General features: G+C 46.4%; 25 protein-coding genes. 12 read left to right on the forward strand and 13 right to left on the reverse strand.

Translation table 11 applies throughout. The features are described 5' to 3' along the window. Positions 1 to 200: 200 nt before the first annotated feature. The 4 genes from UF06_RS08540 (at position 201) to UF06_RS24075 (ending at position 2,472) form a co-directional block, all read left to right on the forward strand. On the forward strand, positions 201 to 641 hold the full coding sequence (locus UF06_RS08540) for an SRPBCC domain-containing protein (RefSeq protein WP_045570069.1): 441 nt from the start codon (positions 201 to 203) through the stop codon (positions 639 to 641). 69 nt (positions 642 to 710) lie between these two features. Next, entirely contained in the window at positions 711 to 1,460 is a 750-nt protein-coding gene (locus UF06_RS08545) for a phosphatase (RefSeq protein ID WP_045570070.1), read from the forward strand. Positions 1,461 to 1,542: 82 nt separating this feature from the next. Beyond that, the gene (locus tag UF06_RS08550) at positions 1,543 to 1,941 is read left to right on the forward strand and encodes a cytochrome b562 (RefSeq protein ID WP_045570071.1); all 399 of its coding nucleotides are present in this window, start codon (positions 1,543 to 1,545) and stop codon (positions 1,939 to 1,941) included. Positions 1,942 to 2,112: 171 nt separating this feature from the next. Next, complete coding sequence (locus UF06_RS24075) at positions 2,113 to 2,472, forward strand: hypothetical protein (protein WP_082069640.1); 360 nt, start codon at positions 2,113 to 2,115, stop codon at positions 2,470 to 2,472. A 54-nt stretch (positions 2,473 to 2,526) separates the two neighbouring features. Here UF06_RS24075 and UF06_RS08555 read toward each other — a convergent pair whose 3' ends face one another. Continuing rightward, the gene (locus UF06_RS08555) at positions 2,527 to 3,438 is read right to left on the reverse strand and encodes a LysR family transcriptional regulator (RefSeq protein WP_045570072.1); all 912 of its coding nucleotides are present in this window, start codon (positions 3,436 to 3,438) and stop codon (positions 2,527 to 2,529) included. Between the two features lie 286 nt (positions 3,439 to 3,724). Between UF06_RS08555 and UF06_RS08560 the strand changes: the two genes are divergently transcribed. Next, on the forward strand, positions 3,725 to 4,969 hold the full coding sequence (locus tag UF06_RS08560) for an MFS transporter (protein WP_045570073.1): 1,245 nt from the start codon (positions 3,725 to 3,727) through the stop codon (positions 4,967 to 4,969). A gap of 29 nt (positions 4,970 to 4,998) precedes the next feature. Here the strand turns inward: UF06_RS08560 and UF06_RS08565 are convergent, their stop codons facing one another. Then, positions 4,999 to 5,346 (reverse strand): hypothetical protein, encoded by a 348-nt coding sequence (locus UF06_RS08565; protein WP_045570074.1) that lies wholly within the window; start codon positions 5,344 to 5,346, stop codon positions 4,999 to 5,001. A gap of 9 nt (positions 5,347 to 5,355) precedes the next feature. Next, complete coding sequence (locus UF06_RS08570) at positions 5,356 to 7,728, reverse strand: S8 family serine peptidase (protein WP_045570075.1); 2,373 nt, start codon at positions 7,726 to 7,728, stop codon at positions 5,356 to 5,358. Between the two features lie 440 nt (positions 7,729 to 8,168). Here UF06_RS08570 and UF06_RS08575 point away from each other — a divergent pair, with 440 nt between their 5' ends. The 3 genes from UF06_RS08575 (at position 8,169) to tdh (ending at position 11,921) form a co-directional block, all read left to right on the forward strand. After that, the gene (locus UF06_RS08575) at positions 8,169 to 9,422 is read left to right on the forward strand and encodes an SGNH/GDSL hydrolase family protein (RefSeq protein ID WP_045570153.1); all 1,254 of its coding nucleotides are present in this window, start codon (positions 8,169 to 8,171) and stop codon (positions 9,420 to 9,422) included. Positions 9,423 to 9,654: 232 nt separating this feature from the next. Next, entirely contained in the window at positions 9,655 to 10,848 is a 1,194-nt protein-coding gene (locus tag UF06_RS08580) for a glycine C-acetyltransferase (RefSeq protein WP_045570076.1), read from the forward strand. A 41-nt stretch (positions 10,849 to 10,889) separates the two neighbouring features. Then, positions 10,890 to 11,921: an L-threonine 3-dehydrogenase gene (gene tdh / locus UF06_RS08585; RefSeq protein WP_039426995.1), complete on the forward strand. Its 1,032-nt coding sequence runs from the start codon at positions 10,890 to 10,892 to the stop codon at positions 11,919 to 11,921. A 214-nt stretch (positions 11,922 to 12,135) separates the two neighbouring features. On the opposite strand, the gene UF06_RS08590 is transcribed toward tdh, so the two are convergent. The 8 genes from UF06_RS08590 to UF06_RS08620 all read right to left on the reverse strand — a co-directional run bounded on the left by UF06_RS08590 (position 12,136) and on the right by UF06_RS08620 (position 19,037). After that, the gene (locus UF06_RS08590; protein ID WP_052702537.1) at positions 12,136 to 12,804 is read right to left on the reverse strand and encodes a hypothetical protein; all 669 of its coding nucleotides are present in this window, start codon (positions 12,802 to 12,804) and stop codon (positions 12,136 to 12,138) included. A 147-nt stretch (positions 12,805 to 12,951) separates the two neighbouring features. Next, the gene (locus tag UF06_RS08595; protein ID WP_045570077.1) at positions 12,952 to 13,923 is read right to left on the reverse strand and encodes a hypothetical protein; all 972 of its coding nucleotides are present in this window, start codon (positions 13,921 to 13,923) and stop codon (positions 12,952 to 12,954) included. 161 nt (positions 13,924 to 14,084) lie between these two features. After that, positions 14,085 to 15,320 (reverse strand): ATP-binding protein, encoded by a 1,236-nt coding sequence (locus UF06_RS08600; RefSeq protein ID WP_045570078.1) that lies wholly within the window; start codon positions 15,318 to 15,320, stop codon positions 14,085 to 14,087. Positions 15,321 to 15,451: 131 nt separating this feature from the next. Further along, on the reverse strand, positions 15,452 to 15,964 hold the full coding sequence (locus UF06_RS08605; protein WP_045570079.1) for a hypothetical protein: 513 nt from the start codon (positions 15,962 to 15,964) through the stop codon (positions 15,452 to 15,454). 242 nt (positions 15,965 to 16,206) lie between these two features. Beyond that, positions 16,207 to 16,335 carry a hypothetical protein gene (locus tag UF06_RS28175; protein WP_264299421.1) on the reverse strand — a complete coding sequence of 43 codons (129 nt, stop codon included), beginning with the start codon at positions 16,333 to 16,335 and terminating at the stop codon, positions 16,207 to 16,209. 95 nt (positions 16,336 to 16,430) lie between these two features. After that, positions 16,431 to 16,958 (reverse strand): hypothetical protein, encoded by a 528-nt coding sequence (locus UF06_RS08610; RefSeq protein WP_045570080.1) that lies wholly within the window; start codon positions 16,956 to 16,958, stop codon positions 16,431 to 16,433. 348 nt (positions 16,959 to 17,306) lie between these two features. After that, positions 17,307 to 17,942: a hypothetical protein gene (locus UF06_RS08615; RefSeq protein WP_045570081.1), complete on the reverse strand. Its 636-nt coding sequence runs from the start codon at positions 17,940 to 17,942 to the stop codon at positions 17,307 to 17,309. A gap of 177 nt (positions 17,943 to 18,119) precedes the next feature. Beyond that, a complete protein-coding gene (locus UF06_RS08620; protein WP_045570082.1) occupies positions 18,120 to 19,037 on the reverse strand; it encodes an alpha/beta hydrolase in 918 nt (305 codons plus the stop codon). Positions 19,038 to 19,332: 295 nt separating this feature from the next. Here UF06_RS08620 and UF06_RS24080 point away from each other — a divergent pair, with 295 nt between their 5' ends. The 4 genes from UF06_RS24080 to UF06_RS08640 all read left to right on the forward strand — a co-directional run bounded on the left by UF06_RS24080 (position 19,333) and on the right by UF06_RS08640 (position 21,360). After that, positions 19,333 to 20,112, forward strand: coding sequence for a transporter substrate-binding domain-containing protein (locus tag UF06_RS24080; RefSeq protein ID WP_082069634.1), 780 nt, complete (start codon positions 19,333 to 19,335; stop codon positions 20,110 to 20,112). 287 nt (positions 20,113 to 20,399) lie between these two features. After that, positions 20,400 to 20,612: a cold-shock protein gene (locus UF06_RS08635; protein ID WP_039427009.1), complete on the forward strand. Its 213-nt coding sequence runs from the start codon at positions 20,400 to 20,402 to the stop codon at positions 20,610 to 20,612. Positions 20,613 to 20,992: 380 nt separating this feature from the next. Continuing rightward, positions 20,993 to 21,142, forward strand: coding sequence for a hypothetical protein (locus tag UF06_RS26815; protein WP_171816715.1), 150 nt, complete (start codon positions 20,993 to 20,995; stop codon positions 21,140 to 21,142). Between the two features lie 14 nt (positions 21,143 to 21,156). Beyond that, positions 21,157 to 21,360, forward strand: a complete 204-nt coding sequence (locus tag UF06_RS08640) for a hypothetical protein (RefSeq protein WP_045570084.1) — start codon at positions 21,157 to 21,159, stop codon at positions 21,358 to 21,360. A gap of 66 nt (positions 21,361 to 21,426) precedes the next feature. Here UF06_RS08640 and UF06_RS08645 read toward each other — a convergent pair whose 3' ends face one another. Together UF06_RS08645 and UF06_RS08650 are read right to left on the reverse strand one after the other, a co-directional pair. Further along, positions 21,427 to 22,140, reverse strand: coding sequence for a helix-turn-helix domain-containing protein (locus UF06_RS08645; RefSeq protein ID WP_045570085.1), 714 nt, complete (start codon positions 22,138 to 22,140; stop codon positions 21,427 to 21,429). Between the two features lie 49 nt (positions 22,141 to 22,189). Beyond that, positions 22,190 to 22,651 (reverse strand): carboxymuconolactone decarboxylase family protein, encoded by a 462-nt coding sequence (locus tag UF06_RS08650; protein WP_045570086.1) that lies wholly within the window; start codon positions 22,649 to 22,651, stop codon positions 22,190 to 22,192. Positions 22,652 to 22,682: the final 31 nt, after the last annotated feature.

A 22,682-nucleotide genomic window follows, 5' to 3' on the forward strand; every position in this document is an offset into this window, starting at 1 on the left:
GGGAAATACACAACTTGCTGCTCAAACAGGGGGCTGCTGTTGTGTTAGCGCCTTAGTATGTTTTTAATTTGCGAGCGCTTTTTCTACTTCTACGTCTGTTTAAGTATTGTCGAAATTAGCCGCCTTGCCAAAAAATAACTGGTTGATTTTTAGTCTGTATGCGCTAGCGTGTTACTGGCATGCTTCAGGGAGGAAAAGCCATGTTGACCTTGAATTATCATATTGAGATAGACGCAACACCGGAAAAGGTGTGGCAGGTGTTGACGGATCTGGAACTGTATAAACAGTGGGCAACCGCTTTCTCACCGCAATCGCAGTTCTCTGGTGATTGGCGCGAAGGTGAAGATATAAAATTTTTTGACCCCGAAATGGGCGGGACCCGCGCCGTCATCGATGCCATTGAGCCCAGCCGCAATATCGAGCTTCATCATGTGGCGATTTTCAATCCAGATCATGTGCAAGATATCGATAGTGATGTCGCCTGCAAATGGATTGGCTCCAAAGAGCGTTATCAACTGCGCCCCAAAGAGGGCAAACTACTGCTAATGGTGACCATCACCACCCACAGTGACTTTGTCTCCATGTTCAATCACGGTTGGGAAAGGGCGTTGCCGCTGATTAAAGTACTCAGTGAACGCTAGTTTTTACGGGCTCTCGTTTGCCTAACGGGGTAAACTAACCGTACTGATAGCGCGATGCAGAGAGTGATGATGGAACTGAAGATTGATACGCACACCCACACTTACGCCAGTGGTCATGCTTACAGCACACTGATTGAAAACGCACAACGTGCCAAAGAAAATGGCTTGGCCATGTTTTGCAGCACCGACCATGCTGAATCGATGCCGGGAGCGCCACACTATTGGTTTTTCTCCAACCAGCGTGTATTGCCGCGTTTTATCCACGACGTTGCGATTCTTCGAGGTGTCGAAGCGAACATCTTAAACACCGAAGGCGAAATTGATATTCCGCTCAGTGTGGACCCCAATCTGGATTGGGTGATCGCCAGTTTTCACGAGCCCGTGTTTGCGCTTTCAAGCAAAGAAGCCCATACCCAAGCTTTGATCAATGTAATCAAAAGTGGCCGCGTTGATGCACTTGGCCATCTGGGTAATCCGCACTTTGATTTCGATTTCACCGCCGTGCTGCAATGTGCCAAAGAGTATGACGTGGCGATTGAGATCAACAACTCCACTTTACGTGGCCACAGCCGAGTGGGCAGTGTCGAGCGCTGTTACGAAATCGCCCGAGTCGGTAAAGCTATTGGCGTCTATTTCACGACCGGAAGCGATGCCCATTTTTGTCAAGATGTCGGAAAACTCGATCTGGCTAGTGAGCTGCTGGATACGGTTGGCATTGAATCCACTCAGGTGATCACGCATTCTGCCAAGCAGTTTCTCGCCTTTCTTGCGCTGCGTGGTCGAGGAGAGATTGCCGAATTTGCCCATTTGAGTCTGTGACTTTTTACATTTTCTTTGCTTATTTTTCGCGGGCTATGCAGTACACTAGCGGCGAAAAAATGATAAGAACAACGGAGAAGTAATGAAGTTTGGTTCAATTTTGCTCGGCTCAGCACTGATTTTGTCTTCCTTCCACGGCGCAGCGAATGCGGCTGGAGTGGACTTAAAACAAAACATGCAACAGATGAAACTGGAGTTTCGTCATGCAGCAGAAGCGCAAGATATTAACAGCATGCAGGCGGCGGTGACGCAACTGCAAGCACTGGTTGAAAGCTCTAAGCGAGGCATCTACCCTGCCGAGAAAGATGGCGTTTACCAAGAAGGTTTTAACAAGCTGTCGGTAGTGCTGAGTAAAATCGATCAAGAGCTAAAGCAGGGCGATCTGCAACAAGCAAAACAAGCACTGCGTGAGATTGACCAGCTGCGCGAAGAGTATCACGACAAGCGTAACCCGAGCATCTGGAGCAAGCTGTTCGGCTAAGCCTCTCTCTTATCACATTAACGATCAACCCGCTTTTAAGCGGGTTTTCTTTTGCCGTTTTTCATGCGGTTACTGGATTGATGTGATGAACAAATCAGTTATTTGTTGCCATTTTTGCAAGCCATGCCGCTTTACTATAAGCTTTTTGCAAACCTTCAATCCGTAATGGCAATGCGTTTCTCCCGATTCAATCGCGCTATGTTGCTGGCAACCGCCTTGAGCTGGACGCTGGTATCACTGATGCCTGTTATCAATGCACATGGTAGCAGCGCTGGCGTGTGGGCGACACTTTGTACACTGAACGGGTTTGAACTAGTACAGATCGAAGAGGGCGATCAAAGGCCAACTCACAGCGGCAAGCCCTGTCCGTTCAGCCATTTTTCTTCTTTTCATCAAGATTCACTTCCAACTACACCATTACTTTCCCGACTGAGCTTCGTTATTTCAGACAGCTACACTTTTTTGGCTCTAAGTGTACGATTTGAAAGACAAGTTCCGAGAGGGCCGCCGTTGCCTCCTTTTGTTGCTTAAACCCTTGCTGCTCACCTCTCCTCGTTTACATCACGTTGCCTTTTCTTAAGCGCGTTAAAACACCAAGTTTTCATTCACAAAATCAATAAACACCCTCAGTCTTGCGGGCATGTACTTGCTTTGTGGGTATTGCATGGCGATCGCGCCATGGTAGTTACTTTTGATCATCCAATCAGACAGCACTTCCACCACTTCGCCACGCTCTCGTGCTTCGCGGATGACAAAATCATGGAAGATGCCAATGCCAAGCCCTTGCTTGACGCCGTTAAGGCGCATCTGCGAGTGGTTGACGGCATAGCAGCCGGACACCGCGACGGAGTAAAACTCTTCCTCTTTGGAGAACGACCAGAGATTGTCTTTGTCGTTTTCCGCCAGATACAGGCAATCGTGTTGCACTAGTTCAGTCGGGTGATGCGGGGTTCCTCTGCGCTTGAGGTAATCTGGCGAGGCGCACAGCACTAAACGGGTTTTGCTCATCTCTTTGAGCACCAAGTTTTCATCGGGTTTGTCCGTGAGTTTAAACGCCAGATCGATACCATCGCGGAACAGATCAATCTCTCCGTCTGCGGCGCGCAGCTTAAGTTGGATGTGCGGATAGCGAGTCAAAAACGGCACCACAAACGGCTGTAATACCGAATTAAGAAACGCTTCGGGTGCGGCAACGGTTAACGCGCCAGAAGGTTCGCAGTGCTCAGCTTCCGAGACTTCAATCGCCTGCTGCGCCGCATTCACCATCGCAACGCTTTGGTCATAAACCTTTTGCCCAGCTTGCGTGATGATCAACTTGCGCGTGGTGCGTTCAAAGAGCTTCACCTTTAAGGCCTGTTCAAGACGGGTAATGAGTTTGCTCAGCGCCGAAGGCGTGACGCCGAGTTTTTTGGCCGCCGCGGTGAAGCTCCCTTCGTTGACGACCAAAATAAAGCTGGCGAGATCAGGCAGTAAAGCGATGAGTTTCGGATTAACCATAGGGTGCTATCTCTTTTAGCAAAGCGCAGATCGGGCGAGCATTGTAACAGAAAGGGCACAAATCACTGCATGGGGAAGGGAAATGAGCGCGAATTTTGCCCATCTGAGAGGGACAATGAATGGGTAATCTCCAATAAAATTTGTGGCTATTATTTTTGTTAACAACTTTTGTTAACAACGGGTTACATATCCTGCGTTGTGCCCCTATACTGGGCGAATTATTCATCCAATCACCTATTTACGCCTGCCATCAGGTTGTTCACGTCAGTCAGAGCAAGGAGCCACAATGCAAGAAGAGAGTTTGTTTCAAAGAGAGCGTGTCAGGCGGTTTAATTTTTCGGTTTGGACGGTGCTCAGCGGCACTTTGTTGGCGCGAACCAGTTACTTTATGGCGTGGCCATTTCTGATTGTGTTCTTGTATCAAGACTACGGCGCGAGCGCGGCGCAAATTGGCGGCATGCTGGCAGGCTCGGCGATTGTTGGCGCCTTGACCGGCCTTTATTCGGGGTACTTGTCAGACAAATTTGGCCGAAAATGGGTGATGGTGTGCGGCAGCTTGGTTGCCGCAGCGGCGTATTCTGGCATCGCACTGGCGAGCGAGTTGTGGCACTTCTATGTCCTCATTTTACTGGCAGGCTTAATGCGGCCGATGATTGAAGCGCCCGCCAAAGCGGTGCTTGGCGATAACTTAGCCGATGTAAAAGATCGCGAACTGGCGATGAACATTCGCTATTTCTTACTCAATTTGGGCGGCGCGATTGGCCCACTGCTCGGGGTGACGATTGGGTTGAGCTCACCGCAGCATCTGTTTTACATCACGGGTATCACATATCTGCTCTACACCTGCTGGCTGTTTTTTGGCATTGAGCGCAAGCAGGCGTTTAGTAAGCCCGATCCCTCCCAACTGCCGAATTTTCGCGCCACCCTCAAAGTCATCAGCCGTGATGCGATTTTCGTTAAGCTGATGATCGCCAACTTCCTGATGATGTTTGTGTATGCGCAGTTGGAGTCGTCTATTCCGCAAGTGATTGTACGCTCCGACATCATCGACGCGGCGAAGATTGTCGCCGGTTTGGTTTTGGTCAACACCATGACGATCATCGTTTTTCAGTTTCCGATGTTGAAATGGCTGGAGCATGTGCCGCTGTTTGCGCGTACTCGCATCGGTATGATCTTAATGGCGTTGGCGCAGGTTGGCTTTATGCTCACGCCAGCCGATATGCCGCTCGGCTGGGGGCTGGCCTGCTTTGTCATGAGCCTTGGAGAAGTGATCGCCTTTCCAACCCTCAATGTGCAGATTGACCGTTTGGCACCTGCCCATTTACGCGGCTCCTACTTCGGCGCCGCAGCGCTCTATTCGCTCGGTTTTGCCGTGTCTCCGCTGATTGGCGGGATGATGCTTGATTCGTTGAGCTCCAACTGGCTGTTCGGGCTCTGTTTTGTGTTGTGTCTTGCTATGATCTGGCTCTACTGGTTGGCGGAACATCATTTAGAGTGTGATGTGCCGCAAGCGGTCAGTGCTGAAAGATAAAAATAACGCCCCATGATGGGGCGTTGTGCTTATTGTGCGTAGAGCATCCTCGTCGGTTCTGGCTCGGTGTAATCAATCAACTCGCTGTGGCCAAGCTGCTCGATCTGCTGCTTCTCCCCAGTCACCACCAACACTTGTTGTTTGACGAGGGCATCGACGATTTCAATCTCGTAGGAGCGAAGAAGCTCACGCACTTGCTGCTCTTTACCTGCGTGATATTTAACGAAATAACGGGCAGGGGCAGCCGCGGCTTGTTGCACACGTTTATCGACCACCGGAAAGCCTGCGTTGTTGGCGTGTGACTGTGGCATAAACGTTAGCGCCGTGATCGTGGTAAGCACCACACTGCCAACTGACCATAGAATGCGCTTCTTCATACTCTCTCCTTATTGAAATGACAGGGTCCAGCTGTTGAGGGTACCCGTGTCTTGTTTGGCGTTGTCGACCACTTTAAGTTGCCAAGTTCCCTTCGCCTCATAGCCAGTAAAATCGGCCGATAGCGTGGTGCGAATGTTGTTGGCAGAACCGCCGCTGTTATTGTGTAGAACCACTTGGCCGCCCGTTGGGGAGATCAAAGTGACCTTGAGATCGCCGATATAAGTATGGCTGATGTTCAGATCCACGCTCACGTTACCCGCATCGCCGCTGCGCAGCACATTAAGCTCACTCACCACGCCTACCGATGCGTTATCAGGGATCGCCACCGCGTTGGCATTGGTGTAGCTCGAAGGCGTTTGGCCGTCCGTCGGTTCATCGCTGCCGTTATGCGTAGCGGTTAACGAAGCGCCGGAATAAGCCGCGTAACCATAGACCAGCACTTCATAGGTACCCGCTCGGGTGACATTAAGATTACAGCGTTCACCGTTGCCACTTTGCCAAGAGCGACAATCGTAGCTGCTGGTGGTCGGCGTGCCGTTAAAGCGCACATACATATCCGCATCGCCCGTGCCGCCGCTTAAGTTAAAGCTGGCTTGAGTGGCATCAGCTGGAACGTCAAAAGTAAACACGGCACTGGTTTTCTCATCACCAGAGAGTGGGCCTTTGGCTACGCCGTTTTCCAGCGAATTTCCATCAGGATCGACAGGTCCTGTTGGGCCGTCACAGCCTGCGTCCAGATACGCTTTCGCCGCATCGGCATTGATCAAGCCATAGCCAGTACGGTTATCGCGGCCAGCAACGTCGATGTCGGTGGCGGTAGCGCGAAGCGCTTTACGCACTTGCTGCGCGCTACAAGTTGGATGGTAACTCCACACCAGCGCCGCAACACCAGTGACATGTGGGGTCGCCATGGAGGTACCGTTGTAGTACTCATAATCTTTGCCTGTTTCAGTGGACACAGTGACGCTGCTCCCCACTTGGTTAGCCAGTTCCAAACCAAGCTGATGGTCGACCGTCACCGACACCATGCGGTAGCGGTTGTTGTCATCCAGCACAAACGGGTTTTGCAGGCCCGGTAGCGCTTGGTTACTGTAGACAATCGCCGCTTTCGCGCCAGCGTTGTAACAGGCTTTGACCGCATCGATTTCCGGATCGAGCGTCGCGGTTTGGTTGTCAATACGTTCGGTGAGACAGACTTTATTGCTCATATCGCCACAGTTGTAGCTGCCTGAAGAGACATCACAACTTGCCAGTGGCGCGGTGACACTGCCTGCAACCGGTGCTGGCGCGTAATTGCTTCCGCTGACGATCAAACGGTTGTGCGGTACGACCCCACGCTCAAAGTAGCGGTTACCAGAGAGTGAAATGTCCGACAAAATCCCTTCGCCTACCGTTACGGTCGACAAAATGGCCATGCCCGGCGCGGCAACTTCAACTTGGTTTGTCGCCTGAGAAAATGCCGCGTGATCGTTGTGGTTGTCCACCGCCGCCACTGAAACCACCGAGTCGTAAGAGGCCGGATAGCTGTGCGCGGTGTTGCCCGAGTTACCGGCGGCGGCAATCAGCAACACGCCTTGATCGTAAATCGCTTTCAGTGCGGCCTCTTCCGTGCGGCTGGACTGGCTGCCACCTAAGCTCATGTTAACGACATTAGCACCATTATCGGCACAGGTTTGAATCGCTTTGACCAAGCTGGAAGAGTAACCCCAACCCGACTCGTTAAACACCTTAACGATGTGCAGATTGACGTTCTGATTCGGCATGATCCCTTTCACTCCTTCGCCGTTAGCAATGGCCGCGATGGTGCCTGCCACGTGAGTGCCGTGGGCGTTATTGTTGCCCGGATCGCTCCACGCGCCAGTGCCACTGTCGTTGCTGCCATTGACGCGGTTACCACTCAAATCGTTGTGATTGAGATCGTAGCCGGAGTCGATGATACACACAGTGCGGTTGCCTGCGCTGCCGTCATCCAGTCGCTGCGCGTTTACCGCGCCGTAGCCCCATGGGGTGGTTTCACTCAGCAGATAGCGCGGCGGGTCAATTTCCACGTATTCCACTTCGGCGTTGTTTTGCAGTGCAGTAAGCTCGTTGCTATCGATTTCAACGCTGTACAGCGCTTGACGACCGAGCTTTTCCACTTGGCGCGCGTTGACTTGGTTAAGCACCGCTTCTCGGACCAAATTCGGGCCGAAAAACGGGTTGCTTGCCATGGTCGAACGCGTTTGAAGGTCGTCTTTGAACTTTACTATGTATTTGGTTGGAAGGTCTGCCTCGTTGAAGCCAATACCGGGTGCAGCGAGCGCTGATGCTGATGCGGTGATCGCTACAGCGATAGCAGACAGGGAAAAGATCCCTTTGGTTTTTGTTGTTGTGTAGTGCATTTGCTCTATTCCTTTTTGAGCTGTTTATTATTCACTTTATCTTCATGAAAAGTCACTTTTATGTGCGATTCATGAGCTGTCTAGCTATAGCTTATGGTTATAGAATGCCAAGATAATCGTGTCTTGAATGATAAGAATTGTACAAAATGTCACCCAATAAACAGCGGAGGTGAACATCACTTGTTTATTTAAAGTTCTTATAAAGCAAACAGTTAATTGGTTAAAATTGCATGTTAAATTATTTCTAGTGGGTAATTATTCTATTTTTATAAAATAATCTTCAATTGATAGAATGAATGTTTTTTGACTTTGATGCCAGATTTGTAAAATTGCATATTTAGGTGGTTGACTCGATAGGGTATCTGCCCAAAATGATAAAACTGTCAGCGATAAATGCTCTCATTTGCCAGTTTAAAATCATAAAACAAGAAGATAATTCGATGAAAAAGATGACAATACTGCTGGGGGCTCTGTTCCCCCTCGCTTCTGCAGTGGCTGCTGAGCCAGCGCTCTCTCCTGAATCCATAACGACTGCGCAAGTGGTCAGTACCCAAAACAAACAAACCTACACCTATGTTCGCTGCTGGTATCGCACCGGAAACTCTCATAACGATTCGGCAACGGATTGGCAATGGGCACAAAATCCCGATGGGAGCTACTACACCCTCAATGGCTATTGGTGGAGCTCGGTCTCTTTTAAAAACATGTTTTACACCAATACCTCGCAAAACGTGATTAAGCAGCGTTGTGAAGAGACGCTCGGTGTGAACCATGAAAACGCCGACATCACTTTCTTTGCTGCCGACAATCGTTGGTCGTACAACCACACGATTTGGAGCAATGATCCGGTGATGCAAGCCGATCAAATCAACAAGATGGTCGCATTTGGTGATAGCTTGTCGGATACCGGCAACATCTTCAATGCCTCAATGTGGCGCTTCCCCAACCCTAATACTTGGTTCCTCGGCCACTTCTCCAACGGTTTTGTCTGGACGGAATACATCGCCCAAGAGAAAAAACTGCCGCTGTACAACTGGGCCGTGGGCGGCGCGGCAGGCTCGAATCAATACATCGCGCTGACTGGGGTAGGGGATCAGGTCTCTTCTTATCTGACCTACGCCAAAATGGCGAAAAACTACAAGCTAGCCAACACCTTGTTTACGCTTGAGTTTGGCTTGAATGATTTCATGAACTACAACCGTGAAGTGGCCGACGTGCAAGCGGACTTCGCCAGCGCGTTAGCTCGCCTTACCGATGCAGGTGCACAAAACATCATGTTGATGACGTTGCCAGATGCGACCAAAGCGCCGCAGTTCAAATACTCGACCGCCGATGAAATTGCCAAAGTGCGCGTGAAGATCTTAGAATTTAACGAGTTCATCAAAGCGCAAGTGGCACTATACATCCTGCAAGGCTACAACATCACCCTGTACGATACTTACACCCTGTTTGAACAGTTGACTACCAACCCGCAACAGCATGGCTTTGTTAACGCCAGCGACGCGTGTTTGAACATCAACCGTTCGTCGGCGACGGATTATCTCTACAGCCATAGCTTGACCAGCGAGTGCACAGCACACAGCTCAGACAAATACGTCTTCTGGGATGTCACTCACCCAACCACCGCAGTGTACAAATACATCGCAGACAAGATGCTCGAACCGGGCACAGGTATGCAGCGTTTTGCCTTTTAAAACAATCTCTTAGCGCCTAATCAGAACGGAAGCCAAACGGCTTCCGTTTTTCATTGTGATTATTGCCTCTGATTCACTAATGCTTTTCCAATGTCAGGGATAATCGTTTTCCAAGCCATAGATTACACTTGAAAGTAATAACGGCCATTCGCCTGTGACCCTTGTCACATAAAGGCTGCCTTACAATGAGTCGGCTCTCAAGCCGCCCCCAACCATCTGCAAGGAATACTCCATGTCTTCAGCATTTTACCAACAGATCCGCAATCAACTTGAAGAAGTGAAAGCGGAAGGCCTGTACAAATCTGAGCGCATCATTATCTCTGATCAGCAAGCGGCGGTGAAAATCGCCAGCGGCGAAGAAGTGCTGAACTTCTGCGCCAACAACTATCTGGGCCTAGCCAATCACCCGGCGTTGATTAAAGCGGCCAAAGAGGGGATGGACAGCCACGGTTTTGGTATGGCGTCGGTACGCTTTATCTGTGGTACGCAAGACATTCACAAACAGCTTGAGCAGAAGCTTTCGCAATTCTTGGGTAAAGAAGACACCATTCTTTACACCTCCTGCTTTGATGCCAACGCTGGCCTGTTTGAAACCCTGCTGGATAAAGAAGACGCCATCATCTCTGACGCGCTGAACCACGCTTCGATCATCGACGGCGTGCGTCTGTGTAAAGCCATGCGTTTTCGCTACAGCAACAACAACATGCAAGAGTTGGAAGAGCAGCTGATCGCGGCCAAAGCAGCGGGCGCGCGCAACATTCTGGTCGTGACCGATGGCGTGTTCTCAATGGACGGTGTGGTTGCCAACCTGCCAGCCATTTGTGACCTAGCAGAAAAATATGGCGCATTGACCATGGTCGATGACTCGCACGCAGTCGGCTTTATGGGCCCAACAGGTGCAGGCACGCACGAGTATCACAACGTGGTGGATCGCATCGACATCATCACAGGCACGCTTGGCAAAGCGATGGGCGGCGCATCGGGCGGTTACACGGCGGGTAAAAAAGAGGTGATCGACTGGTTGCGTCAGCGCTCTCGTCCGTACCTATTCTCTAACTCGGTAGCACCGGCGATCGTTGCTGCCTCGATTCGTGTGTTGGATCTACTGCAAGAGAGCGGCGATCTGCGCGCTCGCTTGTGGGAAAACGCGGCGCACTTCCGCACTCGCATGACCGAGGCCGGCTTTACGATGGCAGGCGCCGATCACGCCATCATCCCCATCATGCTGGGTGATGCCAAAGTGGCGGCGGAGTTTGCTGAGCGCGCATTAGCCAAAGGCATCTACGTGATCGGTTTTTCATTCCCAGTGGTACCCAAAGGCCAAGCGCGTATCCGCACTCAGATGTCGGCTGCACACTCTCGCGAGCAGCTTGATAAAGCCATTGATGCGTTTATCGAAGTCGGCAAAGAGATGGGCATTATCTGATTTTTTGCCTCGCATCGCGCGGGGCATATTTGGTGAATAATATGAAAATCAAAGCATTATCAAAGCTTAAGCCTGAAGAAGGCATCTGGATGACCGAAGTGGACAAGCCTGAACTTGGTCACAACGATCTGCTGATCCGCATTAAGAAAACCGCTATCTGTGGCACCGACGTGCACATTTACAACTGGGACGAATGGTCACAAAAAACCATTCCAGTGCCTATGGTCGTCGGCCATGAATACGTGGGCGAAGTGGTCGGTATCGGCCAAGAGGTGCGTGGTTTTGCCATCGGTGACCGCGTTTCTGGCGAAGGCCACATCACGTGTGGTCACTGCCGTAACTGCCGTGGTGGCCGCACGCATTTGTGCCGCAACACCATCGGTGTTGGCGTTAACCGCACAGGCGCATTTGCTGAATACTTGGTGATTCCAGCGTTCAACGCATTCAAAATCCCAGATGGCATTTCTGACGATCTCGCGTCCATCTTCGACCCATTTGGTAACGCAGTGCACACCGCGCTGTCGTTTGATCTCGTGGGTGAAGATGTGCTGATCACCGGCGCTGGCCCAATCGGCATTATGGCCGCCGCTGTGGCGAAACACGTTGGCGCGCGCCACGTAGTGATCACCGATGTGAACGAATACCGCTTGGATCTTGCGCGTAAAATGGGCGTGACTCGCGCGGTTAACGTGGCAGAGCAAAAGCTGGATGATGTGATGGCTGAGCTTGGCATGACAGAAGGCTTTGATGTGGGCCTAGAGATGTCGGGTAACCCATCGGCGTTTAACTCAATGTTAAAAACCATGAACCACGGCGGCCGCATTGCACTGTTGGGTATTCCACCCTCAGACATGGGCATCGACTGGAACCAAGTGATCTTCAAAGGCTTAGTGATCAAAGGGATCTACGGTCGTGAGATGTTCGAAACTTGGTATAAGATGGCGAGCCTGATCCAATCTGGCCTAGATTTAACGCCAATTATCACCCATCACTTCAAAGTGGACGATTTCCAAAAAGGCTTCGACGCTATGCGTAGCGGGGCTTCCGGCAAAGTCATCCTCGATTGGGAATAAAAAAACAAAGCGCTCCGAAAGGGGCGCTTTTTGCATTGGCGACTACTGTAAGCATAAACAGTGAAATGGAAAATAAAGCCCCATTTAGCCCCCAGAATAGCCCCTTTTTAGCCCCCAACATCGCTTCACGTAGCCCCCAAGAGGGCAGTTTTAGCCCCCGAAAAGGTGAGCAATGCAATGACTGATGCTGCCGCATACCATCTTAAACAGTTTGTTAGTTGCGTATTTTATAGTCATTCAAATGCGCTCCCGACAGCAGAACTTTTACCCACAAGAAATACTCTTCTTGCTCTGGATTAAGAGTGATTTTGTATTGCAAATCTTCGGCATCATTAGCATTAAGCAGTAGCTTACCACTGTACGGTTCCAAACAGATGAGGCTAATGTTTGGTATACCATCGCCTAAAATAGTCATTGGCAAAAATTCGATGTCTATTGGGAACTGATATAGAGCCCTATCTGTTGCCGCAATGAACAGCTCGACGACATCAATAAAGTTTTCAGTTTCATCTTTACTTGGAGTGTAGTAAGCATGTTCAACAGCATTTCTTACCCGATTCAGCTTTGTTAGTATCCTTGGCGTCACAATGCCACATTTTGCTATAAATTCTAAATAATTAGGGAAGCTAGTGTACCGACTCCCTGTTGTTTTTATAGAATCAAAACCGAACAAACTAGCAAGTGTTTCGACTTGTAAATGCAACGCTCTTTTTGCATTCGAAAATGCATTTATACGCCCCTTATCAGTTTCATCCTGTTGAAAATCAGCAATAGCAAACTCAAGGTATTGCTTTGCAGATTTTCCACCTTTTACTTCAACGTTCCTGCTTGTGAACGTGAAATCGGGATCGAAGTCTGAATAACAAGTAGGAATTGGGATCATAAAACCTCACATTTAATTGAAGTAACTAGCACCTGCTTAAGGCAGACAACGCTACTAAGAAGCTTCCGCAGACCACTTTCACCACTATAATCAATGTAATCCACAAATGCCACGCATTGCGAATCTCTATTAAATACTTTGTTAGGTTTAAGTCTCACTTCCCGGACCATGCCTAAACCACCAATCCGAATACTCAGCTTCACCTAACTCCATTTTAATTAACTCTTCTCTTGTATAGCCATCAACTGGTTTGTTTACCCATTTATAGGGGAAAGCAACATTAGCTAGCTGGTACAAAGTTGGATACTCTGTTGCACTCCAATAAGGGCGATCAATCAAACTTTCCCTCGGCGGATTTACAATTACCTCAGAGTCGTCTTCGACTTCCGGTACATAATCTTTGTCCTTAATTACAACCGAACTCATTGGTAACATTTCCCAGTAATGCAATTCAGCTAGCGGAACACCTATATGAATAATGTTTGGGTGATCATTTACCTTTTCACCTTTTGTTGGAAATGGGTACTTAACTAGCTTTTTTCTTAGGCCCATTTTAGATGTGCGGTATTCCACCGTTAAAAAATCCACCTTTAGTAAGTATAGGTCCGCACGACATTTTTGATATACAGTTGCGCCGCACAAAATATCAGTACAATCCTTACTAACTGTATCTCTAAATTCATACCTAACTGTTTTTCGAACTCTTTCAGTGTTTGTTATGTGGAAATCCTTTTGAAAGCATTCTTTGAGAGTTGCCGATAATTCTCCTTCTGCTTTACCACCAATATTGAAAAGCTTTCCATCTCCAAACTTTGACGTCAATTCAGATAAAACTTTGCTCATACATTGAGATTCGACTATTGATCTTTCGATTGTTTTCCTTTCAGCAAAAACTTCTGACTCTAGCTCGATAACTTTCAACTTGTCTTGCGATACTCCGCTAGGCGCACCGAACGGCTCAAATTTCCTACCGATTTGAACTGGGCCAGGTAATTGGGAGCTTTTAACTTTAAATATAGCCCTTGCTACTTGATATTGAGTCGCTTTCGAATCTAATACATCCCAACCACTAGATTTTGTAAGATCCCTATAAAATGGTACTTCAAAATAGTATTCCATTATTCATCCTCCTTGTAGATAAAATCACCTTATAAACCTAACGCCCGCTTAAGGGGCAGACAACGCTACAACCGACTTCCGGCATAACACTTTAATCACAAAAGGCCAATGCATAGTAGGAATGCCATGCGTTGTCTATCCCTCTTAAAGCGTTTGTTATATTATTTCTTGCGATTACCGAACAACTTAATCCAAAGAGCAAACCCACGTTGTTGCAATCGGTATTCACCCATTTTTGATGGGTTTTTCAAAATAATCTTACGAGCGGTTAAAGCCTTTAGCGCATCTGTCAATGTTTGGTCACTACCCGTAAACTTTTCTCGAATTTCGCTTTTCTTGACCCAGGAGCTTAAATTTTCGGCCATTATGGACAAAACTTGACGGTAATCATCTGACTTAATTTGCTCATGGTATTGAGCTGCATAATATCGGCTACCGATAGAATCCAGAGCACCACCGACATTAAAAGCTCCATTAAGCACATCTTCTTCCGAAATTTCGCCATCCGTATTTGTATCAAATGCCGAATAAGCAAACTGTTGAATGAAGTGAGGATAACCTTCTGACAAGGTGGATATATGACGTTTCGCATCAGCAGAAATTGTCGTCTGCTCTTCGTTGAGCTTATTGCCTTCTTCCATGCCACGTTCAATAACATAGTGACGGTCTTCTGGACTTAGCTCTTTCACTTTAAGTTGATTAAAAACACGTAAGGAAGATTCGTGCGAAGATGATAATTTCTCAATTACATCCGGCAGTCCTGCCACAACGAACATTACCGTGTTGCAACCATATTGCTGAAGCATTTCAGTAACTACTTTTAGAAAATATCCTAAATGCAAATCACATGATGAATTATCTGCTTCATCGATAAAGATAACGATCCCATCCTTGGCTTGTTCACCTTTTTCTGGGTTAGCAATACGATTGCACGTTTCCGACAAGGAGTATACAAAGTCATCAATAACAAGATCTGGGTCTTCAGTGGTGCTTGACTGTTCAATACCTGAATCCAAGACTTTAATTCTTTGAACAAACGCCCATGTATCGTTTAAGAACGAACGAACGGACTCAATTTTCCCAACTTCTCGCTTCAAACTGCGTTCTATGATTTTAATAAAAGTGAGTAGGTTTGTTCTTGGAGAAATAACTGCATTAACTGTTACAAAATTAAACTTACCGTACTCGGTTGCTATATCACCATTTGCTAGTGGTTTATAAAGCATTAGTAATGATGACTTACCTATACCTCGTTCACCTGTAATTAGGAAATTGCTTGGGCTACCGTATTTTGTCTGATGCAGCCCTTTTTCAAATGCCGTTATTTCATTAATACGCCCAGCAAACATAGCCGTAGGAACAGGACTATGTGGTTTAAATGGATTTATTTTTTTCAATCGCCAACTCCGTACTTGAATAGTATAACGCTGCATTAAGGTGAGCGGCGCTTGGCTATACTTGAGAGAAGCAAAACCGCCAAGTGTTACGAATTACTCTTAAATGCTTTGTTATGTTTGGAACTGATTTTTTATGTATCTAAGTCACCTGAGTTAAATATAGCATCAAGATCATTGCCTAGATTTTTCAAGTTATTTCCAATCGCTACACTTTCAATTTTGTATTTGTCTACATAACCAGTAGGAACTCCATCTTTTCGCATAGCGTAATCTCTTAACTTAATAGAACCCTTATTTTCACCAAAATTGGAGCGCTTTAGATCGTCAATATCGGTAGGCACATCAACTACAACTTCATCGGGTGATACAACATCTGGCAAATATTCCATTACTAAGTATTTACCAGACTTACTAATACTCTTTATTTTTCCAATACACGCTAACACATCATTTCGACTGTTGTTCAGTGCATCAAAATAGTAGTCAGCTTCATTTTTGTTAGCGCCACACTGTTCATTTACTTTGATTACCCAGTTACTATGACCAGCAACATGATAAACAGATCTTGAGGTGCCACCGGGAATAGGTTGCCCAATCAGGCTTTCATAGTCGGAATCCGAGCTGTGATTTTTTGGAATTGTCATTATTTCTCCTGAAAACAAAACTACCACTAACCCACACACTACGCTCTAACTCTTACCTAAAGCGGCTTATACTGTACAACGACTTCTATCGCACATTAAGCAACTTGTATCACAAAAACTAATGATATAAGCGTCAGGTTGTTTATTTTACTCACATTATTGAGCATTGCGATGGGAAACAAAGGCGGAAGGGGAAGTTTTGGAGCAGAATAAAGGCCGCTGAAAAGGCGGCCTGAATGCGTTTATCGGTGCTTGTTAACTTGCTTGCATAGCCTTTCACTGACAACGCGTGAGAGTTCGGCGAGTTGTTCTAGATCGCTAAAGCCGACATCAGGCTCCTTGAAATAGTTGATGTACTGGTAGCGGTTCATGATCATTTCATCGGCGCCGCGTGTCCATGATTCAACCTATTGTAAGCCGCAAATGCAACGCATCCCGAATCGATTTGCTCCGTTTGCTCGGCATATTACCGATTGCTGCAAGAGAAGAAGCGATCCTCAAACTGATGATTCGCTTCTCGCGTTTTAATCTCGTCTATTGTGCGCAGCACTGGATTGTCACAAACGGCCGATTTGACGAAGCTTTCACATTTTAAGCTTGAGCTACCGCCCACAGGCAAACAGTGCTCGTCGTAATACCAGTTGGTGACGATGCCAGTTGCATCCATCACGGAAGCCGAGGCGAGCTTGGTATCCACGCCAGTGTGCCTGTCGAAACCGTAGAAGGGCGTTGAGCTGTTGAACGATGCCTCAATGCATTGATAGACGTCGGTCACATCCTGATCGAGTTCAGACACACCACAATCGTGATACGAATCCCCGCTTGCCAATGAGTCCAATACGCTTGCTTGAAACGTTTCAAAGGTGATTTTTTTCTCTTCACCGGTGTTTTGATTGGCCTCTTTCTCCTCATTTGAGTTCGCGACACTGCTGTCATTGCAACCCGCTACCACGGCAAAAAGCAGTAGCATCCAACACTTCGTCTTGCTGTTCATCAAATCTCCTTATTTGTCTAACATGCAGTAGCCGCATACCAACGCGGTAACTGTTATTCCAGGCGATGCATAATGTACAATGACTTGCGTAAAATGTTGAGCAACTTATGTCACATAAACTTATGGATTGAGTGCCAATTTGTTTATTCTGCTCACACTATGCAAAGCAAAAGAGGCAAGGGTTTTGTTTTAGTTCTGGCAGGCTTGAGACGGAAAAGCAGGCCGTTAGAAACGTAGCCTGCTGAGATTAACGGTGCTTGTTGACTTACTCATTTACGGCAGTGGATTAAGTAAATCGCATCGCTAGTTTGTCGGTGTAATCAATAGTAGAAAATGGAAGCGAAAATACTATTTAGCGCACTCCGTTTTTTCTATTTCTTCATCGTTGGCTACGTTACATAACATTAACTTGTCACTACTCATCGCTTTAGTAAAATCACTTTTTGTTGGATTACCTTGCAGGACAATACTGGTTAATTTAGCGACTTCGGATTTTGTCAATGTTTCATAATCGATATTATATTGTGCAATAATAGGCTGCTCATTGTTCTTTTGATAACAGAGCTTGTTAATATAATGGTCACCAATATCAACACGGGTCTCATCGTAAAAACCCTCTACTGAGATATCGATAGTACAGACTAATGCACCTTGGGATTTTTCATCATTATCTGGCAAGCGGGGAAGGCTGACAGAAAGATTAAAACTGTTATCCGTACGCTTTAATTGATACGTTTGCATGTTGTGCGACCAGTATCCGGTATACGGCAGATTTGTCTTGTAGCCCCAAATGTCCTCCGAATTAAAGTTGCCAGTGTACGTTAGGTCATTGCATGTATTACGGAAAAAGTGGTAACTGTCGCGATTAACAGAACTATTTTTAACGTGTACTACCTTGGTATCTGCCGCGCAATCCCCACTATTATCACCACCACACCCAGACAATACCGCCAAGGTAGTAAGAATTAACAAGCCATTTTTCATTATTTTTCCTCATTCTGAGATTATAATTTTTTTAAGACTTGCTGATTATTCAAAGTTTATAAAATCATTCTAGGTAAAAAAAGATATTATTGATCTTCGGTCACACTCGGTAGGGGTAATAAATGCAGTTCCGAATTTTACTTACAGAAAAATAACATATTTTAATATCTTGAGTGTTCAATTTTTGATCATGTTGGCAATGCTTCTAATACAACGTTTCGCAGATTCACAGACTCCAGATAACTGATAAAAGCCATGAATGACGCCTAAATAACGTTCACAGTAAGCTTCCACACCTTGCGAAATCAGGGAGCGATACAACTGTTCACCTTCATCTCGCAGAGGATCAAACTCAGCGGTAATAATTAACGTTGGCGGCAATCCGTGAAAATCATTTCTCGCCAGCACATTGAGTTCTGGCTCATTCATGAGTTGTTGAGAATTTTCTGCATAAAGCTGAAAACCAGAAAGCAGCATTGGCGCGGTAATCACAAAATCGGTTCCGTTTTGCAGGTAGCTCTCCGATTTTCCCAAAGGGTCGACCATCGGATAGATCAATATCTGTTTTTTAGGTAGCCACAAATTCTTATTCTTTAAGCGCAGCGTCGTTGTCAATGCCAACTGTCCACCCGCACTGTCGCCGACAAAAACGATCTTATCCGTATTAGCGCCGTATTGATGGCCGTGATCTTTGATGGCTAATGTGGCTTGAAATACGTCGTCGTGAGCGCTCGGATAGGTGTACTCAGGCGCTAATCGGTACTGAATACAAATGACTATCGTGTTGGATAAATAGGCCAACTGCCTTAATTGCGCGTCATGCGTTGCAAAACCGCCACTAATAAAGCAGCCGCCATGAAAATAGATCGTGATTGGCATATCGTTCTGTAGCGTGGGTTTATAAACTTTAATCGGAATGCCACCTAACTCATCAATAAACTCTTCCTCCATTTCAGGGCTGTCACCCGCTAATACTGTGCTGGCTAAATAACCCGAACGGCGTTGTGAAATAGTCTGTTTTGATGGGCAAGGCTTACCGTTAGAAATGAATTCTTCGACGATTTCTCGAATGCCTTTTTCTAAAGTGATATTCATTGTTAGATCTTCAAATTGCGTTTTAAGCCAGAGATAATACGCAAAACCAAAGAGCTGTACATAAAAACAGTATGATTTTGTGATAGCTGTTAGCTACAACGAAAGCTTATTGATTCAGCTATGTTTTAACCCTTTCAAAATCCGCCATATACGGTGCAGCCACTCCTATCGCATGGTCAAAGAACGTTTTTAAAGGTAGGAAAGTGAGCGGCTTGTAGCAAGAGAGTGGATGGCTTATGGATATTCGTACTTTCACCTCCTATGCTTTCTTTACATCAGTGAAGGGGGAGCGCACATGGTTCACTTTATTCGTCGGTTATGCACTTTTGCTTTGATTGTCTTCGTGACCTTGCCTGTTTCAGCTACGACGACTATTCGGTTAACCTATTCAGATCTTGAGGCTTACCCGTTTCTGATGGGCAATGTCTCTGAAGTGGCGAATCCTCCCGGATTGGCTTTGGATGTGCTTGACCATGTTGCATCAAAACTTGATCTGAAAATTGAATATGTTCGACTGCCGGGCAAACGTGCTTTACAAAACATAGATTCTGGTCACGTCGATGGCGGATTTATTTTTTCCTACAACGCGCAGCGTGCACAATATGCGCGTTATCCGATGAACGGCGATCTGCCCGATGGCACAAAGCGCATCGCCACCATTGGGTACTATTTCTACACGCTGGCAGATAAAACGTTGGACTGGGATGGAGAAAAACTTGCCGATACTGAACAACAGATAGGCGCTCACTTGGGGTTTTCTATTGTCAATGAGTTGAAGAAAATGCAGCTCAAAGTACAGGAGGTCAAAACCACAGAACAGCTGTTCCAAATGTTGGAGCTTAAACGCATTTCTGCCATGGCGATTCAAGATACGATGGCCCAGCAGTATATTGCCATTCACAACCTATCAAACGTAAAGCAGGTGGAGCCAGCCATCACGACGAAAGATTACTACTTGGTATTTAGCCACCAGTTTATGGAAGCCAATGCTGAGCTCGCTGAAAAGATATGGCAAGAGATTGAACAAGTCAGAGATGACGTCTACTCAAAGCAGAAAGATAAATATCTTGAATGAGTCAGTCAGCCATAAGGTAGCTGTTCAATGTTTGATTGTGCCATAGGGAATAATCTTAAATCATTGATTGTGTTAACTTTTTAAAATAAATTAAGAAATAGATATCTATTGTACGTACTTAGTGTATAGTAGCGGCAGCTCAAGTAGCGAGCTATTAAAAAGAATATTTAGTTCAAGATCTCCCAGTTTTATTGATTTGATTTGTCATATTCATCCTGCGATACCTTTTTCTTCATTCCTCACTTAGTAGCTTCATTTTTTAAATTCATTAATTTATCGAGATTTATATGTCAAATAATACAACTGGCCTAGTTAAATGGTTTAACGAAACTAAAGGTTTTGGCTTTATCACTCCAGATAACGGCGGTGCTGATCTTTTTGTTCACTTCCGTTCTATCACAAGCAACGGTTTCAAAACTCTAGCTGAAGGTCAAAAAGTATCTTTCAGTATCGAACAAGGCAACAAAGGCCCACAAGCGGCTAACGTTACTGTTCTGTAAGCGCTTTTCGTGAGATCTCGCCTATGCCTAGTTAAGGCGAGATCTTGTTTTCTCATGTGCAGTAAGGAGTTAAATGACTCGAAGAGCTAATCGTAAAACATATTGGTATTACGTTTTGCGTGAGCAACAAATACCAAAAGGACAACAATTCATTGTTCAAAATCAATTATTGCCTACACCACAATAAGACCTCTTGGTCATCCACCATCAATCAGCTAAATAGTGATGCATTAAAGCGTCATATTTTACCCAAAGTCACAACAGATTTTTTTGACTTAGATTTTTCATATTGCGAGTTAACTCATTCAGGCGAAATTAGAGATTCACAGGGCTTGGTCTTGGGAAGCTTTTATATCTCTGACAACCAAGGAGATTGAACGTTGAAGAGTAAAGTAGATCGCTGTAACGCTAAGGCGGATAAAAGTAGAATCAGCATTAAAGATGAAAAGCCTGACAATCTTCATAAAGTAAGAAAAAAAATCGAAGAGATTCTGTTGGAACGCGAAAACAAAAAACTTTGGGAACTATAATTAGGGGAATAGATATGAAAAAACCAGTGAAGAAAACAGCAAAGAAAATGCGTAAAGCGGATTTTGAAGTTCGATTCGCGGTGATGGTTGGAGAATATAACAGTGCGAAAGAAGTACTCGATGCTCTCCCAGAAGGTTCACCTGATTATGTAAAGCAGAAAAAAAAGTGTGACAGTTTGTTTGCCACCGCAGAACGTTTTATCAATACAAATCAATAACCTAGAATTCCCTCTATCAAGCAAGTTCTACCCGATGATTCACCAATGAAGCAAATCGCGCAGCGCTCATAGTTTTCCGGGCGTTATCCGTGCGATTGCGCGAAACTCGCGGGTCATATGAGCTTGATCACTAAAGCCAAACTGTTGTGAAACCTCCACGAGACGGGCGCACTTGTACTGGCGTAAATAGTCGATGGCTTTTTTCACTCTCAAAATGCGCTGATACTGCTTGGGTGTCATGTCCATCCAGTGTTTAAACAGGCGCTCGATTTGCCGCTGACTTAGGGCAATTTGTTCATCTAATTCTCCTAGCGTGATATCGAGCTGAATGCATTCGAGAGCCTGCTCAAGTGAGCTTGGTATGAGATCAGTTCGCTGAACATTGTCGTTAAGCCATGTGTAAAGCGTGTCAATCCGGCTTGCGTTGTCGCTGTGTGATTGCAGTGTGTCGTACAAGTCATACAGTCGAAAGCGCTGATCCTCTGGCCTCTCGAGTAAGGTGAGACGGTCAAAATGCTGACCTAACACGCCATAGCCGATGGCGGGATGAAAGCGGATACCGGCCAGTGTCGCGCCGGGAAAGAGCGTGATCTGCTGTGATTGCTTTTCTACGGGCGAAACGAGCACGCCGTGAGTGAGCGGCTTTTCTCCCAGTGTTACTTCGCCGCCGAGATGGAACACAATGCCGCTGCCTGCATCGGTGTACAGAGGTTTTATGACAGGTTCGCTGTGCAGTTCGCAGACAGAAGCCGACCAAATGCCTTGCACCAATACAGACAACTGCCCCGAGGGTTGGGACAGTTGAAAGTTGAACGCGGACTGGTGAGATTTACTGTGGTTTATAGCTGCCTACCTCGGGTTTAAACACTTTCACAATGCGATTCCAACTATTGATAGCGTTGATGGCGATGGTCAAATCAACCAACGTTTTTTCACCGAACGCGCTGACCACTTTATCATAACACTCAGCGTCGACCTTTTTTCCCGCCGTTAAATGTTCAGCCCACTCTAGTGCGGCGATTTCGCTATCTGTATACAAAGGCATGTCACGCCAAGCGTTTAACCCTAATATACGTTCGACACTTTCGCCAGCCGCCATCGCATCTTTGCTGTGCATATCAATACAGAAAGCGCACTGGTTGATCTGCGATACGCGCAGTTTGACCAGTTCCCAAATTTCTACCGTCACGGTTTCGGAAGCACGAAACTGCTCTCGCAAATAGTTTTCCTGTTCCAGCAGAATCTGCATTCCTTTGGCCGCAAGCCCGAAGTAGTTGGCACGTAAAGTCATTGTATTTCTCCTCTGTGGTTGTGAAATACAC

This window comes from Vibrio sp. S234-5, assembly GCF_000960595.1.
In the GTDB taxonomy this organism is placed as follows: Bacteria; Pseudomonadota; Gammaproteobacteria; order Enterobacterales; family Vibrionaceae; genus Vibrio.

Excerpts from the sequence above, each read along its gene's own strand:
- UF06_RS08565 (WP_045570074.1), bottom strand. The coding sequence starts at position 5,346 with ATGAAGAAGCGCATTCTATGGTCAGTTGGCAGTGTGGTGCTTACCACG.
- UF06_RS08615 (WP_045570081.1), bottom strand. The coding sequence starts at position 17,942 with ATGAAAAATGGCTTGTTAATTCTTACTACCTTGGCGGTATTGTCTGGG.
- UF06_RS08610 (WP_045570080.1), bottom strand. The coding sequence starts at position 16,958 with ATGAACAGCAAGACGAAGTGTTGGATGCTACTGCTTTTTGCCGTGGTA.
- UF06_RS08570 (WP_045570075.1), bottom strand. The coding sequence starts at position 7,728 with ATGCACTACACAACAACAAAAACCAAAGGGATCTTTTCCCTGTCTGCT.
- UF06_RS24080 (WP_082069634.1), top strand. The coding sequence starts at position 19,333 with ATGGTTCACTTTATTCGTCGGTTATGCACTTTTGCTTTGATTGTCTTC.
- UF06_RS08595 (WP_045570077.1), bottom strand. The coding sequence starts at position 13,923 with ATGGAATACTATTTTGAAGTACCATTTTATAGGGATCTTACAAAATCT.
- UF06_RS08555 (WP_045570072.1), bottom strand. The coding sequence starts at position 3,438 with ATGGTTAATCCGAAACTCATCGCTTTACTGCCTGATCTCGCCAGCTTT.
- UF06_RS08635 (WP_039427009.1), top strand. The coding sequence starts at position 20,400 with ATGTCAAATAATACAACTGGCCTAGTTAAATGGTTTAACGAAACTAAA.
- UF06_RS08605 (WP_045570079.1), bottom strand. The coding sequence starts at position 15,964 with ATGACAATTCCAAAAAATCACAGCTCGGATTCCGACTATGAAAGCCTG.
- UF06_RS08590 (WP_052702537.1), bottom strand. The coding sequence starts at position 12,804 with ATGATCCCAATTCCTACTTGTTATTCAGACTTCGATCCCGATTTCACG.
- UF06_RS24075 (WP_082069640.1), top strand. The coding sequence starts at position 2,113 with ATGCGTTTCTCCCGATTCAATCGCGCTATGTTGCTGGCAACCGCCTTG.
- UF06_RS08640 (WP_045570084.1), top strand. The coding sequence starts at position 21,157 with ATGAAAAAACCAGTGAAGAAAACAGCAAAGAAAATGCGTAAAGCGGAT.
- tdh (WP_039426995.1), top strand. The coding sequence starts at position 10,890 with ATGAAAATCAAAGCATTATCAAAGCTTAAGCCTGAAGAAGGCATCTGG.
- UF06_RS08540 (WP_045570069.1), top strand. The coding sequence starts at position 201 with ATGTTGACCTTGAATTATCATATTGAGATAGACGCAACACCGGAAAAG.
- UF06_RS28175 (WP_264299421.1), bottom strand. The coding sequence starts at position 16,335 with ATGAACCGCTACCAGTACATCAACTATTTCAAGGAGCCTGATGTCGGC.
- UF06_RS08650 (WP_045570086.1), bottom strand. The coding sequence starts at position 22,651 with ATGACTTTACGTGCCAACTACTTCGGGCTTGCGGCCAAAGGAATGCAG.
- UF06_RS08550 (WP_045570071.1), top strand. The coding sequence starts at position 1,543 with ATGAAGTTTGGTTCAATTTTGCTCGGCTCAGCACTGATTTTGTCTTCC.
- UF06_RS08575 (WP_045570153.1), top strand. The coding sequence starts at position 8,169 with ATGAAAAAGATGACAATACTGCTGGGGGCTCTGTTCCCCCTCGCTTCT.
- UF06_RS08560 (WP_045570073.1), top strand. The coding sequence starts at position 3,725 with ATGCAAGAAGAGAGTTTGTTTCAAAGAGAGCGTGTCAGGCGGTTTAAT.
- UF06_RS08545 (WP_045570070.1), top strand. The coding sequence starts at position 711 with ATGGAACTGAAGATTGATACGCACACCCACACTTACGCCAGTGGTCAT.
- UF06_RS08620 (WP_045570082.1), bottom strand. The coding sequence starts at position 19,037 with ATGAATATCACTTTAGAAAAAGGCATTCGAGAAATCGTCGAAGAATTC.
- UF06_RS08580 (WP_045570076.1), top strand. The coding sequence starts at position 9,655 with ATGTCTTCAGCATTTTACCAACAGATCCGCAATCAACTTGAAGAAGTG.